Source organism: Bifidobacterium goeldii, from assembly GCF_003951095.1.
Lineage (GTDB): Bacteria > Actinomycetota > Actinomycetes > Actinomycetales > Bifidobacteriaceae > Bifidobacterium > Bifidobacterium goeldii.
Genome location: NZ_QXGL01000001.1, coordinates 57,397 through 73,849, shown reverse-complemented (window position 1 = coordinate 73,849; position 16,453 = coordinate 57,397). Strand labels below are relative to the sequence as shown.

Genomic DNA, 16,453 nt, shown 5'->3' with positions numbered 1-16,453 from the left:
CAAGCCGGGGCGCGTGGTGCCCGAAGTATTGGAAGGAAAATTACAGACATGACCGAATTCAAGGAAACCGAACTGGACGAGCGCGCCATCAAGATGGCCAAGGTCCTTTCGGCTGATGCGGTCGAGAACGCGGGAAGCGGCCACCCCGGCTCCCCGGTCTCGCTGGCGCCGATCGCCTACACGCTCTACCAGCATTTCATCAAGCATGATCCGAACGACCCCAAGTGGGAAGGTCGCGATCGCTTCATCCTTTCCGGTGGCCACGCCTCCCTCACCCAGTACGTCCAGCTCTACTTCTCCGGCTACGGCCTGACCCTGGACGACCTCAAGCACTTCCGTGGTGGCGCTGACACTCGCACCCCGGGCCACCCGGAGTACGGTCTGACCCCAGGCATCGAAATGACCACCGGTCCGCTGGGCCAGGGCTTCGCTTCCGCTATCGGCTTCGCTTACGGCGAACGTTTCCAGCGTGGTCTGCTTGATCCGGAAACCCCGAAGGAAGACTCCCCGTTCTACCACAAGATCTGGGTTATCTGCGGTGAAGGCGACATCGAGGAAGGTATCTCCGGCGAGGCTGCTTCCCTGGCTGCTAACCAGAAGCTCGGCAACATCACCGTGATCTTCGATGCAAACCGCATCCAGATCGAAGGCGACACCAACCTGGTGCTGGCTGAGGATGTGCTCAAGCGCTTCCAGGCCTACGGCTGGTACACCGACGAGTTCAGCTTCATTCAGCCTGACGGCTCCTACAAGGAGGACGTCGAGGGCCTGGCTGACGTGATTGCCAAGGCTCAGGCTGCCGCTCCGGATCAGCCGAAGCTCATCAAGGTCGACACCCTCATCGCATGGCCGACCCCGGGCAAGACCAACGATCCGTCCTCCCACGGCTCCAAGCTGGGTGCTGAGGCTGTCGCTGGCCTCAAGAAGCTGCTCGGCTACGATCCGGAAGAGTCCTTCCACGTCGACGAGGAAGCCCTCGCACACGCTCGCAAGGTTGCTGAGCGCGGTCTCGAGGCTCACAAGGCTTGGGACGAGAAGTTCGACGCTTGGCGCAAGGCCAACCCGGACAAGGCTGCACTGTACGACCGTCTGAAGGCTGGCGAGCTGCCGGAAGGCTTCGACAAGGCTCTCGACGATCTCGAGGCTACCTTCGAAGTTGGCAAGGGCGTTGCTACCCGTGGCGCTTCTGGCTCTGTCCTCAACGCTATCGCTGCTGTTATGCCGGAACTGTGGGGCGGCTCCGCCGACCTCGGTGGCTCCAACAAGACCGACCTCAAGGGTGCTGCTACCTTCGCTCCGGCGGAGTGCGCTACCAAGCAGTGGCCGGTGTGCAACGAGTTCGGCCGTCAGCTGCACTTCGGCGTGCGTGAGTTCACCATGGGCTGCATCACCAACGGTATCCTGCTGGGCTCCTACACTCGTCCGTTCGGTGGCACCTTCTTCATGTTCTCCGACTACGAGCGCTCCGCCGTCCGTCTGGCCGCCCTCATGGAGATCCCGAACCTGTACATCTGGTCCCACGACTCCGTCGCTGTGGGCGAAGATGGCCCGACCCACCAGCCGGTTGAGCACCTGGCTTCCTTCCGTGCAATCCCGCAGCTCGAGGTTGTGCGCCCGGCCGATGCTTTCGAAACCGCTGAGGCTTACCGCTACTTCTTCGAGAAGAAGAACACGCTGCCGACCGCTATGGTGCTGACCCGTCAGGGCGTGCCGGTGCTCGCTGAGACTGCCGCCAAGGCTAAGGAAGGCGTCAAGAAGGGCGCTTACGTGCTCGTCGACACCGAGGGCACTCCGGACGTCATCATCATGGCTTCTGGTTCTGAAGTTCAGTGGGCTGTCTCCGCTGCCAAGACCCTGGCTGAGAAGGGTGTCAAGGCCCGCGTGGTCTCCTTCCCGTCCATGGAGTGGTTCGAGGAGCAGGACGCCGAATACAAGGAGGCCGTGCTTCCGGCTGCCGTCAAGGCTCGCGTGTCCGTCGAGGCTGGCGTGGCGATGCCGTGGTACAAGTACCTCGGTTCCTACGGCAAGCCGGTGTCCATCGAGCAGTTCGGTCTGCAGGGTGACGGCGCTCAGAACATGATCGACCTCGGCATCACTGCTGAGCACGTGGTCGAAGCTGCTGAGGCCTCCATCGCTGAGGCGAACGCCTGATCCACTACTCATAACCTCGTGCGGGCTGTTGAATGATCACACGCCCGCACGGGGTTAACGTAAAGATGTATCGGCTCCCCTTTCGAGGGGCGACGTCAGGTTTAGCCTGATTTGGGAAAGCACGCTTGAGCCCACTGACCCAAATCCTGTACAACGGGGCGGCGCTTCTCGCACAAGAAAGAGGAACCGAGGGCGAAATCTCACAAGGAGAATAACAAATATGACTGAAGCAACTCAGCGCACGTCTGACAACGGCGTTTCCATTTGGCTGGACGATCTGTCCCGCTCCCGCATCGAGTCCGGCTCCCTGCAGGACCTCATCGCCAACAAGAACGTTGTCGGTGTGACCACCAACCCGTCCATCTTCCAGAAGGCTCTGAGCCAGGTCGGCCCGTACGACGCACAGCTCAAGGAGCTGGGCAAGGTCGACGTGGAGACCGCAGTGCGCGAGCTCACCACCACCGACGTGCGTAACGCCACCGATATCTTCCGTGAGATCGCTGAGGCTACCGACTTCGTCGATGGCCGCGTCTCCATCGAAGTTGACCCGCGTCTGGCTCACGAGACCGAAGCCACCGAGAAGCAGGCTGTGGAACTGTGGGAGAAGGTCAACCGCCCGAACGCAATGATCAAGATCCCGGCAACCCTCGAAGGCCTGCCGGCAATCACCGCTACCCTGGCTAAGGGCATCTCCGTGAACGTCACCCTGATCTTCTCGCTCGAGCGCTACGAGCAGGTCATCGACGCTTACATCGAGGGCATCGCTCAGGCTGCTGCTAACGGCCACGACCTGAAGCACATCGGCTCCGTCGCTTCCTTCTTCGTCTCCCGCGTGGACACCGCTGTGGACAAGCTGCTGGAAGCTAACGGCTCCGATGAAGCCAAGGCTCTCGAAGGCAAGGCTGCTGTGGCTAACGCTCGCCTCGCTTACGAGCTGTTCGAGAAGAAGTTCGCTTCTGATCCGCGCTGGGCTGACCTGGCTGCCAAGGGCGCTAAGGTTCAGCGTCCGCTGTGGGCTTCCACCGGCACCAAGAACCCGGCTTACTCCGATTGCAAGTACGTTGACGAGCTGGTTGCTCCGCACATCGTCAACACCATGCCGGAGAAGACCCTGAACGCTCTGGCCGATCACGGCAACGGCGCTCCGTCCATCGAGGGCACCTACGAAGAGTCCCACGCCATCATCAACAAGCTGGCTGAGCTGGGCATCAACCTCAAGGATGTCACCGACAAGCTGGAGGCCGACGGTGTCGCTGCCTTCATCAAGTCTTGGGACTCCGTGCTGGCTGACGTGCAGTCCGGCATCGACCGCGTGAACGCCTGATTCGCGTTTCACAACGTCACCGGCAGTCACTGACTGACTAGTTGATTGAAGCTCCCGATCCGTTTGGGTCGGGAGCTTCTTCATTCTCGCTCACTGCCATCTTCCGACGTATCCGGTAAGGTTAATGCCCGCAGTGTAAACAGCAGCGTAAGCATGCACGATTGAAGGCAACAACCCAGTAGAAGGGCATCACCATGACATTAACTACACGCCAACGTCTAGTAATGACGTTCACGTTTTTCTCGATGTTCTTCGGTGCTGGAAATCTTATTTTTCCACCATTTGTTGGCGCGCAAGCCGGTTCGGCAGCGCTCCCGGCAGCAGCTGGTTTTATTGTTTCTGCAGTGGGTTTACCGATTCTTGGTGTTATTGCTGTCACTTTTGCTGGTGGTTTTGATGCACTTGCCGGGCGAGTGTCTCACAAGTTTGCGTTGCTACTCGGCGTAGCAATCATTTTGACAATTGGCCCGTGCTTTGCAATCCCCCGTACCGCGACTACATCATTTGAAATGATGGTTACACCGTTCGTCGCGAGCACGGCCATTGTGCCTGCGCGACTTGTATATTCGCTGGTATTCTTCGTACTTGCATACCTGTTTGCGCAGCATCCAGAAAAACTGTCAAAAGTGCTTGGGCGGTTTATGGGCCCGCTACTACTCGTGCTCATTGCCGTGATTTTTATTGCCTGCCTCATCCACGGCATTGGTACAGCAAGTCAACCCAGCGGCAATTATGCAAACGGACAATTAGCTCGCGGATTCCTTGACGGATATCAAACTATGGATCTGCTGGCTGCATTGTATTTCGGTATTGTCATCTCAGCGAACATTCGCGACGCGCATATTGATGATGAGTCGCAAGTACGCCGCGAAACTGCATTCGCTGGTATCGGTACTGGAGTACTGCTCGTTATTATTTACGGCGTACTCAGTTACGTTGGTGTTGTTTCTGGCGCAATCGCTGCAATTGATGCTCAGCATGACACTGGTGCTACGGTGCTTACTAATCTCACATCATCAGTATTCGGCACAGCTGGTACTGCGTTCCTCGGTATTGTGTTCGTTGTCGCCTGTCTCAACGTGTGTACTGGTCTCATTTGCACGTGTGCGACGTATTTTCATGAGCGATTCCGCACCATTGCTGGCCATACAGTGAGCTACCGCACGTGGCAGGTGATATTCACCGTGTTCAGTTTTGCCGTTTCGAACGCTGGATTAAGCGTGATTATCAAAGTGTCAGTGCCAGTACTTGCAGCGCTGTATCCAATCTCAATCGTGCTCGTACTTCTTGCGTTGACTCATCAGGTACTCGGAGAACGATTCCCGCGCGTGTATTTCTGGGCAGTACTGCTTGTTGCCATCGTCTCATTTGCAACCTGCGTGGCAAGTCTAACCACAGTGTTTGGCGGTTCACTGCCATGGTTGGAGGCCGCATTATCATGGCTACCATGGCACGCCTATCAATTGGGCTGGTTGGCGCCTGCAGTACTCGGCATATTGATTGGTGTCGCTGATTCGATCGTGCGGCGAACGCGCCGATAGGCGATAGCGAACAAAACACCAGCAACAATGCCAGACGTCGCATCGGAAATCGGCTCCGCGATGAACACACCGTTGACGCCGATCCAATGCGGCAATATCAATGCGAGCGGCACAAGCAGAATAATCTTGCGCAAAATCGCTAGAAAAATCGACAGTCGTGCCTGTCCCATACCAACCAGTGCACATTGCGCGCCCATCTGAATGCCGAAAATTCCCCATCCGCATACAAAAATCGGCATCATCTGCGTAACGATTGCGATGACATCTGGCTTGCTGGTAAACCATGTAGCAAAACAGTTAGGGAACGCAGCCAGTAGAGAAACTAGTGCTGTTGCAGAGATAATCTGCGTAACAAATGCCATGCGAATCGCTTCCCGCACACGGCTCATGTTGCGTGCGCCGAAATTAAACCCGATAATCGGCTGAATACCTTGCTGGAAGCCCGCAGTCAATACGCTCACAATCTGCATGAGCGAAGTAATAATCGTGATGGCAGTAACGTAATCATCGCCACCATACTGTTGCAGTCCCACGTTAAACACGACGTTGATAAGACACTCGGTAATCTGCATGATAAATGGTGCAAGGCCAAGCGACAGTACAGGCACAATAAGCTGATCGCAGCGAATATTAGCTAGTCGCAGTCGGATTGTGCTGCGGCCAGAGGATAGGAACCAGACAATCCATAGTGTTGAGATCATCTGTGCAATAACGTTTGCGACAGCCGCTCCCCTTACACCCCAACCGAGTACAAAAATGCATAACGGGTCCAGTGCGATGCTCACGCCAGTGCCAATAAGTACAGACACCATTGCTACTGCGGTTTTGCCTTGCGCGGAAATGAAATTATTGAGTCCAAGCGTCAGCTGTACAAACACGGTGCCACATAAATACACGGTGATGAAATCAAGTGCATACCCGATGGTGGCTTCGCTGGCGCCAAACGCAAGTAGAATTGGCCGTTTGGTCAGCTGCAGCACGATGGTGAGCGTTACAGCAATTATCAACAAGAATGCGGTACTCGTGCCAAGAATACGTTCAGCTTTTTTGAAATTGCCACGGCCAAGTTCAATAGACGCGCGTGGCGCTCCCCCGGCGCCGATTAACGATGCGAACGCGGTAACAGCTAGTAGAATCGGAAAACAAATCCCGACGCCAGTCATCGCTTCATTACCGACATGCGGAATATGGCCAATAAATAGTCGGTCGATAATCGTATATGAAGCGTTTGCGCCTTGCGCGACAATCGTCGATACTGACATCGTCAGCGCAAGACGCACTACCGGTTGAGAGCCAAGCCTTGCATCCATTGTGCTTGCCGTCATAATCCCAATGGTCCTATAGTTTCTGACCAACCACGATTGGTAACTACAGCAAATGCTCCTCAAGCCAACGTGCTACACCATCATCGTTATTCGAGGTGCAGATTTCGCTCGCAATATCAAGCACGGCCGGATTAGCATTCGCTACAGCAACTGAGCATCCAGATTCTTGCATCATTGCGATATCGATCGTATCGTCGCCAAACGTAACCGTCTGGTCAAGCGATACTCCAAAACGGTCACACACCATACGCAATGCATGCTCTTTATTAGCTTGTGGGCTCATGAGCATCCACATAGTTCCTTCAGAAATATGCACGTCAAAATCATCAGGAACAAGCGTTTCCAGTCGCTTCCACTGTGCTTCATCAGGGAAAATAGTGATTTTGTCAGCGAGGCCTGCAGGAATATCACTGTCAGAAAAATCCGTATACCGCCACGTTTGCGTTTTCCAATACACGCTAACGTCAAAGTTGGTGTATCGCACGTCATCCATAACAATGCCAATTTTCAAAGTCGGCATTTCAGCTAGAAACATGCGGCACACTTCACAAGCACGCGTTGACGCAAAACCGATTTTGACAAGATGACCTTCAGCAGCAGGTTTCGCACCAGTCAGCAACTCGAAGTCAGAATGCGTCGGATCGAAGTCGATAAGTGCACCGTTAAGGTAGATCACAGCATCTGCCGGTAGCTTCTGCGCGAACGCGAGCCCTGTGCTTACTGGTCGTGCTGTAGCGATCGCGAAACGGTAGCCGGCATCGTGCACGCGCTGGATCGTGTCAATGGATTGCTGCGTAATGAATCGTTCTTCAAACGTAGCACCATCATGCAATAGTGTGCCGTCGAGGTCAGCAACAACTAATCGAATATGATCTGCGCGACTAGCGGGCGTGGATGTTACTGATGGTGTATTGGTCGGCGTCATACTCACAGCAGACCCTCGCAATACGAGCGGATCAGTTCAGCAGAATGATGCAGTTTTGCAAGCTCATCATCAGTCAAATCGAGTTCAACGATTTCGTTTGCACCGTTGGCGCGCAGTTCGGTAGGCACGCCGAGGAACACGTCATGCTCACCATATTCGCCGTCCAGCAGTGTAGAAACAGGCACAATACGACGTTCATCCCACAGAATCGTCTGCACAATACCGGCAACCGTGGAGGCGATGCCATAATTCGTACCGTGTTTAGCGGCAACGATCTCATTGCCACGAATGCGTACTTTCTTCTCGATCTGCGCGGTGGAAATCGACGAGAAGCGATCCTGATTGTCAGCAAGGAAGCGCGCGAACGGCTTGCCGCCCAGCGAAACAGTTGACCATGCTGCGAACTGGGAATCGCCATGCTCGCCCATCACGAAACCGCCAACGTTGCGCGGGTCGAGACCAGTTTCTTCACCGATGATGGTCTTCAAACGTGACGTATCGAGCGCGGTACCAGTTCCGAGAACTTGTGTGCGTGGCAAGCCAGAACGCTTCCACGCGTACCAGGCCATCACATCAACCGGGTTAGAAACCATGACGATTACGCCATCGAAACCGGATGCCATGACGTTGTCGACAACATCGCCAACAAGGCCGACAGTGAAACCGAGTTCTGCAAGTCGAGTTGAGCCTGCTGGAGGCTTACGGCCAACAGTGATGACCACGATATCGGCATCTTTGCAGTCTGCATAATCGCCGGCATGCACTTTTACATGACGATCTTGGAACTCACTACCATCATCAAGATCGTGAGCTTCGCCTAATGCTTTGTCAGCGAAATGATCAATCAGTACGAGTTCATTGCACAAACCGTGGGTAACAATGGCGAACGCTGCAGTTGCTCCCACTTGACCAGTGCCGACGATAACAACTTTGTTGCGGTTCATAGTGACCATGACGTGTTTCTCCTATTTCATGAAAAGAGCCATGATCAACCGGGATTTACCCGGGATCATGGCTCGAATACGATCACGCTATGCGATCAAACAAGGTGATATCAGACGAGGTTGAACTTGGTCATCAGGCCGAGAGCGATGATAATCGCAACCCACAGCAGAGCAATAATAACCGTCCAACGGTTCAAGTTCTTCTCTGCAACACCCGAAGTACCAGCGTTCTGCGTCAGACCGCCACCGAACATGTCGGACAGGCCGCCGCCCTTACCCTTGTGCATAAGGATGAGCAGTGTCAACAGGATGGACAGGATGACAACGATGACATCGAGAACGATCTTCACAATCTGCACGGAACAACCTCCAGTAAAAATTTCACTGAGACACAAGCATAGCGCAGGGCATTGAAAAACGCTTGCGCGCGCCGAATCGCGAGCAGGCTTACCCCACTCTCGACGTTACGAGCGGCGTATTGCACGCGTGGACGTGGCTTTGAGTGTCAAACGAGCAATTTTCGCCATTTCATCAGCATCTAGAGATGCGCCACCGATAAGGAATCCATCAACGTCAGGCTCTTCAATCAGTTGGACTGCATTGCGCGACGTGACGGAGCCACCGTACAGAATGCGCACGGTATCAGCGACTTGCGCATCAAATGTTTCGCGCAAATCATCGCGGATCGCTTGCGCAGCCTCCTGCGCGGTGTCTGGGGTTGCAACCATACCAGTGCCAATAGCCCACACGGGTTCATATGCGATGATGAGGCGAGCGGCTTCTTCATCGGATAGATCGCGAGTCACATCATGCACTTGGCCGACAGCAAAATCGAGTTCAATACCCTGCCGTCGTTCTTCAAAGCTTTCACCAACGCACAGAATCGGTTGCATGCCGGCAGCGAGTACTGCTCGTACCTGATCGACAATGTTTGCATCATCTTCAGGATGATATTTGCGACGTTCAGAATGCCCCACGATCACATATGAGCATCCCAAATGAGCGATCATGTCAGCGGAGACATCGCCAGTAAATGCGCCTTGTGTAGTAACTGAAACTGATTGCGCACCGTAACGGATTTTCAATCGATCAGCTTCAACCAGTACCTGCACAGAGCGCAACGATGTAAACGAAGGCATAAGCGCGATTTCACAACGTGAATAGTCGAAGCGCGCATCACGTAGCAGCCACACGAGTTTCTGCACGAAATACGTGGCTTCGAGATGATCGAAGTTCATCTTCCAATTGCCCGCAATGAGCGGAATGCGCTTGGATGCCATGTCTCGTTTCTCCTTCAGAGATCACAGTGGCTCCCCTTGTCAGGGGAGCCACTGGAGTGTATTGCCGCGAAGGGGTAAATACTACTCGAGTACCTTCAGGCCCGGCAGCTCCTTGCCCTCAAGGAACTCGAGGGAAGCGCCACCACCGGTGGAGATGTGCGAGAAACCATCCTCCGGGAAGCCGAGGTTGCGCACTGCGGAAGCGGAGTCGCCGCCACCGACGATGGTGAATGCGCCAGCCTTGGTAGCGTCAACGAGGCCCTGAGCCACAGCCTTGGTGCCATCAGCGAAGGCAGCGATCTCGAACACGCCCATCGGGCCGTTCCACACGACAGTCTTGGAGTCAACGATCTTGTCGTGGAACAGCTTCTGGGACTCCGGGCCAATGTCGAGGCCCATCTTGTCAGCCGGGATAGCGTCAGCCGGAACAACTTCCGGAGCGACGTCGGCGTCGGACTTCGGGAAGCCCGGGTTCACAACGATATCGGTCGGCAGCACGAGCTCAACGCCGTTCTTCTCAGCGGTCTCAATGTAGCCCTTGACCTTGTCAAGCTGGTCCTCTTCGAGCAGGGAGGTGCCGACCTCGTAGCCCTTGGCCTTGAGGAAGGTGAACACCATGCCGCCGCCGATGACGAGGCGGTTGGCCTTGTCGAGCAGGTTCTCGATCACTCCGAGCTTGTCGGAGACCTTGGAACCGCCGAGCACGACGGTGAACGGACGCTCCGGGTTCTCGGTAGCCTTGGACAGAGCTTTAACTTCCTTCTCCACCAGCAGGCCAGCAGCAGCCGGCAGATCGGCAGCCACGTCGTAGTTGGAGCCCTGAGCACGGTGGACCACGCCGAAGCCATCAGAGACGAATGCCTCACCGAGGGCAGCGATCTTCTTGGCGTATGCAGCACGCTCGGCCGGATCCTTGCTGGTCTCCTCCGGGTTGAAGCGCACGTTCTCAAGCAGCACCACGTCGCCGTCGTTCATGGCAGCAACCTTGGCCTGAGCATCCTCACCGTAGGTATCCTTAGCCAGCGGCACCGTGATGCCGAGCAGCTCACCGAGGCGAGCAGCAACCGGAGCCAGGGACAGCTCGGGGACGACCTTGCCCTTCGGACGGCCGAGGTGAGCCATCAAAATGACCTTGGCGCCTTCTTCGCGCAGCGTCTTAATGGTCGGCAGCGCAGCCTTGATACGGCCGTCATCAGTGATGGTGGTGCCGTCCAGCGGGACGTTGAAATCAGCGCGAACCAGAACGCGCTTGCCCTTGAGATCTCCAAGATCCTTGAGTGTCTTCATGTGTATCCTTTCCTATCCGCTTGCGCGGGGAATGGCCGGTTTTAGCCACTTTGAATAATACAAGCGATACAGAACAATCACCAGTGTGACACAGCATGCACAACAGGAACATGCAGGATTGTGCAACATGCAAAGAAGGGTTACGTCCACATCGCGGACGTAACCCTGAACAATATGTGTGCAATACCGAGTGAGCTTATTCAGCCGGCTGTGCGTCTGGCTCGGCAGCTGCCTGAGTAGATGACTGCGGCTTATCTTGCGTCGCCTTTTGAGCGCGCGCCTTCTCAGTCTTATCAGCAAGCTGCAAGAGTCGCCTGATACGACCAGCAATAGCATCCTTGGTGATTGGCGGATCTGCAAGACGACCCAGTTCTTCAAGGCTGGCATCGCCATGATCCAAACGCAACTGGCCTGCTGCCTTGAGATTATCTGGAATATCATCACCGAGAATCTCAAACGCCCTACGAACTTTTTCACTCGCTTCTGCAGCAGCTTTAGCCGATCGACGCATATTCGCATCGTCGAAATTAGCCAAGCGGTTAGCTTTACCGCGCGCCTCACCGTCGGATCGCTTTCCGGTCCATTCGCGTGCAGAATGCGGAGCACCCATCAGAATAAGCATGCGCTCAATAGCATCTGGGTCCTTGAGCGTAATGCGCTCAGAGCTGCGCAACTGGCGTGGCTTAGCAGTGATACCCAGTCGACGAGCGGCACCAGCCAAAGCCAGAGCAGCCTCATTGCACGGGCAAGTGACCTCAAGGAAGCTTGCCTTACCAGGATCAGATAAAGCACCATGCGCCAAGAATGCACCGCGCCAAGCAGCTTTTACTTGAGCAATGTTGCCATTGATAATCTCAGCAGGAAGACCAAGTACAAGATGCTTACGACGATCGAGCAGACCTGTCTGCAACGCCAGCGCAGCGCCACCACGATCAACCTGAATTACGTAGCGCTGAACCACAGCCCCACTAGGTGTCGGACGGGACACCTGGGTCATCGTCGCCTCGTGCCCATAGAGATCCCTGATCGCATTCTGCAACCACTGGGCAGCGTCAAGGGAATCAAACTGCGCCTGCACGATGATCTGGCGTTGGACGAGTCGCAGGCCACCGCCAAAACGAATCATGGAAGTCGCCTGCGCCTTCCGGGCAGCAGGGAGCTCATTATCGATTGCGGCCAGCTCACTTTTGACATCATCCAGAAGAGCCAAGAGCCAACCTCCTATGTCCCGTTCTCCTCAAATGCTTCGGTCCGGCCGAGCATTCTGCCCCTTAGCCTACCGGCTTTCTGTGATACCCAATAACTTGGACAACGTTCAGCCATTGTATCGGATGTTGGATACCGCTCTCTCGTATAGCGAACTTACAATAGGCTTCTATCAACCACGGTTACGGTGCAGCTCTCGGGCAGAAACCGTGACAGAAAGCCCATGTGAACGCAAACGTTTTGCAAGCTCTTCGCTCATCGCTACAGAACGATGTTGCCCACCGGTGCAACCGATTGCAATAGTGACAAAGTGCTTGTCTTCTTGCGAGTAACCGTCAAGCGCAACAAGGATCGCTTTCTCGTACGAATCGAGGAAATCCTTAGCGCCCGGGCTAGAAAGCACATAATCAGACACTGGCTTGTCTTGGCCGTTCAACTCACGCAGTGCTGGCACCCAGAAAGGATTCGGCAGGAAGCGCACGTCCGCAACAAAGTCTGCATCCATTGGCACACCATATTTGAATCCAAAGCTGAATATGTGAACAGCAACAGTAGTAGGCCCAGAGCCCAGCATCGCCTCATACAGTTTCGTTGACAGCTGATGAATGCTCAACTTAGACGTGTCAATCACCATGTCAGCTCGCTCTTTGAGATTCGCAAGCAGACTACGTTCCTCAAGAATGCCATCAATAAGACGATTGCCATGCTGCAACGGGTGCGGACGACGAACTGACTCGTAACGTTTAATCAGCACATCGTTACTCGCATCAAGGAAAAGGATGCGTGTTTTCACACCGAGGTCATCAAGATGGCTCAGCACTGCTGCTAGATCGTCGAAGTATGAGCGCGATCGTACATCAATAACAGCAGCGAGCTGATGGACACCCTTCGGACCAGACGTGGTCATCATGTCAACAAGCGGAACCAGTAGCTTGGGTGGCAAGTTGTCCACCACATACCAGCCCATATCTTCTACACAATCAGCAGCATGTGAACGGCCTGCGCCGGACATGCCAGTAATCAGCAAGACTTCAAACTCATTCGCGGGAGCTGGGCGATCACCGGATTGATCATCAGTGCCGCTTTGATGTGTGTTTTCAGCCGCTCCCACTGCCCCATGTTCTGCCTGGCTCATCACAACGCCTCCTCAAGCGCACGCCTCATAGGCGGTTCTAGCACGTTCATCAAATCATCATTGGATACGCTGCCTTCAGTCATGAGCATCACTTGAAGTACGGCCTGCCATAGCAGCATCTCCTCGCCGCCAATACCCAAGCCTCCTTGTGAGCTCCAAGCGCGCAATAAGGCGCTGGGACGTGGGTCATACACCACGTCAAGCAGAATGCCTTGGGGGGAGAATGCGCTGTTTGCACCGATAGCTTCAGCTATCGCATCACCAGCATGGCCAGGGATAGTGCTGATCACCATATCTGCCGTGCGCATCGCTTCAAGAGATTCGTCACCAATAGGTAGTTCGCGGTAGGAAATATTCGGTTCATCTTCCACGATGTTCGGCAACTGTGGGTTCTTTCCTGGGTGCCTTGCTGCCACAGTGATGTGCTTGTTTGGCTGATCATTGGACAGCATTACTGTGCAAGCGGCAACAGCTGATGCGGCAGTGTTACCGTTACCAATAACTACAGCATTGGTTGCGCCGGCCCAACGCTCTGGTTGGCCGATAGATTCAAGCGTGTGACCGAATGCGAGCACAATACCCATCACGTCAGTGTTGTACAGGCTGATTGCGGGCAACCCATTGCTGTTTGTCACCGACCAATCGAATACTGCCGTGTTTGCTACCTTGAGCCGTTGTGCCCAAATGTTTGCCGGCGTACCGTACGGTTGAATAGTTTTCTTCAGTGGCATGGTAAGACTGAGACCACGCCAACGTGGATCAAGCCCGTGCAAAAACGCGTCAAGATCTGCTTCGCCAACTTCATGACGATCATAAAGCCAATCGTCAAGTCCTAATGCACGATAGGCTGCCATGTGCAGTACCGGAGACAACGAGTGCGCAATCGGCTTGCCAAGCACAGCACAACGGTGATTGATCTGGGTCATGGCCTCTCCTTCTCAAACTTCTCTTCCATCCTAATAGTAAGGATGGTTAACGCGATGCTTCGTTTGATGTTGCAGCCGATGCATGGTCATCATCTTGAGGATGGAGCGCTTGGAAAATCGTCTCTGCTTTCGCTTGTCCAATACCCTTCACACTTCGCAAGTCTTCGATACTGGCTTCGCGCATAGCTCTCACTGATCCAAAATGAGCAAGCAAACGCTTCTGATAGGTTTGCCCCACACCTGGAATGTCATCCAATGCTGAACGCAATGCGCCCTTGCGGCGAATCTGGCGATGATAGGTGATGGCAAAACGATGCGATTCATCACGTACTCGTTGTAACAGGTACATGCCTTCAGACTGGCGTTTCAGGATGATTGGATAGTCATCATCTGGAACCCATACTTCTTCAAGACGCTTTGCTAAACCGCATACGGCTACGTCAGTAACGCCACAGTCAGCCATTGCTTTCGCTGCCGCCATTACTTGAGGTTTGCCACCATCGACGACGACTAAGTTTGGCTTATACGCAAACTTACGCCGATTCGTGTTTTGCTGAACCGGCGAATCATTATGCTCTGCATGCTCATCCGCCTGTGTTTCAGCAGTGCTTGCCGCGTTTGCAGCACGGCGCTCATCATCGATACTGTCGCCAGAGTCACCAGCAATATTGCCATGTCGAAAACGACGACTCAGTGTCTCATACAAAGCACTCAAATCATCAAGAGCGCCTTTACCATCATTGCCACGGATCGCAAACCGGCGGTATTCAGACTTTTTCGCAATTGCATCCTCAAATACCACCATTGAGGCCACCTGGAATGCTCCACCGACGGTGTTGGAGATGTCATAGCATTCGATGCGCAGCGGCGCCTGGTCAAGCCCAAGCGCGTCCGCAACATCGTTCATTGCTGCAGTACGCGCTCCAATATCGCTGATGCGACTCATTTTGCTGCGCTGCAATGCTTGATTCGCATTGTCGTTCGCACGGTCCATCAGCGCTTTTTTCTCACCACGGCTCGCAATTCGAATCGTCACCGCAGCACCACGCAAACTACTCAGCCATGCTTCAAGCTCACTGCGACGCGCAGGTTCAACCGGAACGATTACTTCGCGCGGCACAGGAGCAATAGGAGCCAGCAAATCCGCGCGCCCAGTCTGCTCTTGCCGTTCACGACGCGTCCTTGTAGCCTGTGCTCGCGCAACGCTATTAGTCGCCGTCAATGTCTGCGTAGACCCAATAGCATCGCGACGCTCTTCAACCACACTGCCGCCAATACGCGCAACTGGAGACGAACCTTCAAGTTCTTCCCCGAGTTCATGCTGTGAGAGTTCATCGTCGCGCGCGCCAGCATACACTTGTACGATGAGGTCAGCGATGAGCTCCTCATCAGTTACATCTTCGACGCGTTCAACACTCCAGTTACGTTCGCCACGAATCGAACCATCACGCACATAAAACGCATGAACTGACGCCTCAAGTTCATCACCAGCCAAGCCGAATACGTCCGCGTCAACATCTTGGTCAAACACGACAGCATTCTGTTGCATCACCGTGTTGAGCATCTGAATCTCGTCACGGAGCCGTGCAGCTTTTTCGAACTCAAGCTCGGCGCTCGCTTTCTTCATGTCACGAGTGAGCTGCGCGATATATGAGCGTCCAAGCCGGCCAGTCATCACACCGACTAACCGTTCGCACATGCGCCGATGCTCTTGACTGTCGATACGCCCAACGCAAGGCGCTGAACACTTGCCGATTGAGGCGAGTAAGCACGGACGACCGGTCATTTGCGCTTTATGAAATGCGTTCGTGGTACATGTGCGCACGGGGAAAGTGCGCAGCAATTTGTCTAACGATTGGCGCAGTTCCCATACTTTCGCGTAAGGGCCAAAGTACCGGGTGTCATGACGTTTACGACTGCGGGTTACCCATACGCGCGGAATGCGTTCTCCTGATGAGATCGCCAAATATGGATATGTTTTGTCGTCGCGGAACTGCACATTGAACCGAGGGTCGAACTCTTTGATCCACGTGTATTCGAGTGTTAACGCCTCAAGCTCGGTACCGACGACCGTCCATTCGAGACTGCGCGCGGTGAGCACCATCGTCTGCGTGCGCGGATGGAGTAGATACAGCGGCTGAAAATAATTGGTCAGGCGATTGCGCAGGCTTTTCGCCTTGCCGACATAAATGACACGGCCTTCGCCGTCGCGCCACTTGTAGACGCCCGGCTTGGCCGGAATGTCGCCGGTTTTCGGACGGAACAGGTCGCGACTGTCGCCCAGCAGCGGGGCGCCGTTTTTGTTGACTCCTGCCGACATGTCGATATCGGCCATGTCCTGCTGCAGGGCGCCTGCCGTTTTGCGCCACACGTCAGGTGCGTGGCGTTCGATGTCGTTGGTCATGATCC

The 16,453-nt window shown here is 54.7% G+C and carries 13 protein-coding genes; 3 read left to right on the top strand and 10 right to left on the bottom strand.

The genetic code is table 11. From position 1 onward, the window contains the following. The first annotated feature begins 48 nt into the window (after positions 1 to 48). From tkt to brnQ, 3 genes are all read left to right on the top strand, one after another. Positions 49 to 2,151, top strand: coding sequence for a transketolase (gene tkt / locus D2E25_RS00320; protein WP_125979076.1), 2,103 nt, complete (start codon positions 49 to 51; stop codon positions 2,149 to 2,151). 220 nt (positions 2,152 to 2,371) lie between these two features. Further along, on the top strand, positions 2,372 to 3,475 hold the full coding sequence (gene tal / locus D2E25_RS00315; RefSeq protein ID WP_125979075.1) for a transaldolase: 1,104 nt from the start codon (positions 2,372 to 2,374) through the stop codon (positions 3,473 to 3,475). Positions 3,476 to 3,669: 194 nt separating this feature from the next. Beyond that, the gene (gene brnQ, locus D2E25_RS00310; protein WP_125979074.1) at positions 3,670 to 5,016 is read left to right on the top strand and encodes a branched-chain amino acid transport system II carrier protein; all 1,347 of its coding nucleotides are present in this window, start codon (positions 3,670 to 3,672) and stop codon (positions 5,014 to 5,016) included. Here brnQ and D2E25_RS00305 read toward each other — a convergent pair. The 10 genes from D2E25_RS00305 to uvrC all read right to left on the bottom strand — a co-directional run bounded on the left by D2E25_RS00305 (position 4,935) and on the right by uvrC (position 16,448). Next, entirely contained in the window at positions 4,935 to 6,341 is a 1,407-nt protein-coding gene (locus tag D2E25_RS00305) for an MATE family efflux transporter (protein ID WP_125979073.1), read from the bottom strand. The two genes, brnQ and D2E25_RS00305, sit on opposite strands and share 82 nt — an antisense overlap. A gap of 43 nt (positions 6,342 to 6,384) precedes the next feature. Continuing rightward, the gene (locus tag D2E25_RS00300; protein WP_125979072.1) at positions 6,385 to 7,266 is read right to left on the bottom strand and encodes an HAD family hydrolase; all 882 of its coding nucleotides are present in this window, start codon (positions 7,264 to 7,266) and stop codon (positions 6,385 to 6,387) included. Positions 7,267 to 7,268: 2 nt separating this feature from the next. Continuing rightward, positions 7,269 to 8,219, bottom strand: coding sequence for an L-lactate dehydrogenase (locus tag D2E25_RS00295; RefSeq protein WP_125979071.1), 951 nt, complete (start codon positions 8,217 to 8,219; stop codon positions 7,269 to 7,271). A gap of 101 nt (positions 8,220 to 8,320) precedes the next feature. Next, the gene (gene secG, locus D2E25_RS00290; RefSeq protein ID WP_125979070.1) at positions 8,321 to 8,569 is read right to left on the bottom strand and encodes a preprotein translocase subunit SecG; all 249 of its coding nucleotides are present in this window, start codon (positions 8,567 to 8,569) and stop codon (positions 8,321 to 8,323) included. 105 nt (positions 8,570 to 8,674) lie between these two features. Next, the gene (gene tpiA / locus D2E25_RS00285; RefSeq protein WP_125979069.1) at positions 8,675 to 9,490 is read right to left on the bottom strand and encodes a triose-phosphate isomerase; all 816 of its coding nucleotides are present in this window, start codon (positions 9,488 to 9,490) and stop codon (positions 8,675 to 8,677) included. A gap of 81 nt (positions 9,491 to 9,571) precedes the next feature. Continuing rightward, positions 9,572 to 10,777 carry a phosphoglycerate kinase gene (locus D2E25_RS00280; RefSeq protein WP_125979068.1) on the bottom strand — a complete coding sequence of 402 codons (1,206 nt, stop codon included), beginning with the start codon at positions 10,775 to 10,777 and terminating at the stop codon, positions 9,572 to 9,574. Positions 10,778 to 10,973: 196 nt separating this feature from the next. Further along, positions 10,974 to 11,987 (bottom strand): DNA-binding protein WhiA, encoded by a 1,014-nt coding sequence (whiA, locus tag D2E25_RS00275; protein WP_125979067.1) that lies wholly within the window; start codon positions 11,985 to 11,987, stop codon positions 10,974 to 10,976. Positions 11,988 to 12,155: 168 nt separating this feature from the next. Next, positions 12,156 to 13,118 (bottom strand): RNase adapter RapZ, encoded by a 963-nt coding sequence (gene rapZ / locus D2E25_RS00270; protein WP_125979066.1) that lies wholly within the window; start codon positions 13,116 to 13,118, stop codon positions 12,156 to 12,158. Beyond that, the gene (locus D2E25_RS00265) at positions 13,118 to 14,044 is read right to left on the bottom strand and encodes a shikimate dehydrogenase family protein (RefSeq protein ID WP_125979065.1); all 927 of its coding nucleotides are present in this window, start codon (positions 14,042 to 14,044) and stop codon (positions 13,118 to 13,120) included. The genes rapZ and D2E25_RS00265 overlap by 1 nt, the downstream gene beginning before the upstream one ends. 46 nt (positions 14,045 to 14,090) lie before the next feature. Beyond that, positions 14,091 to 16,448, bottom strand: coding sequence for an excinuclease ABC subunit UvrC (gene uvrC / locus D2E25_RS00260; RefSeq protein WP_125979064.1), 2,358 nt, complete (start codon positions 16,446 to 16,448; stop codon positions 14,091 to 14,093). Positions 16,449 to 16,453: the final 5 nt, after the last annotated feature.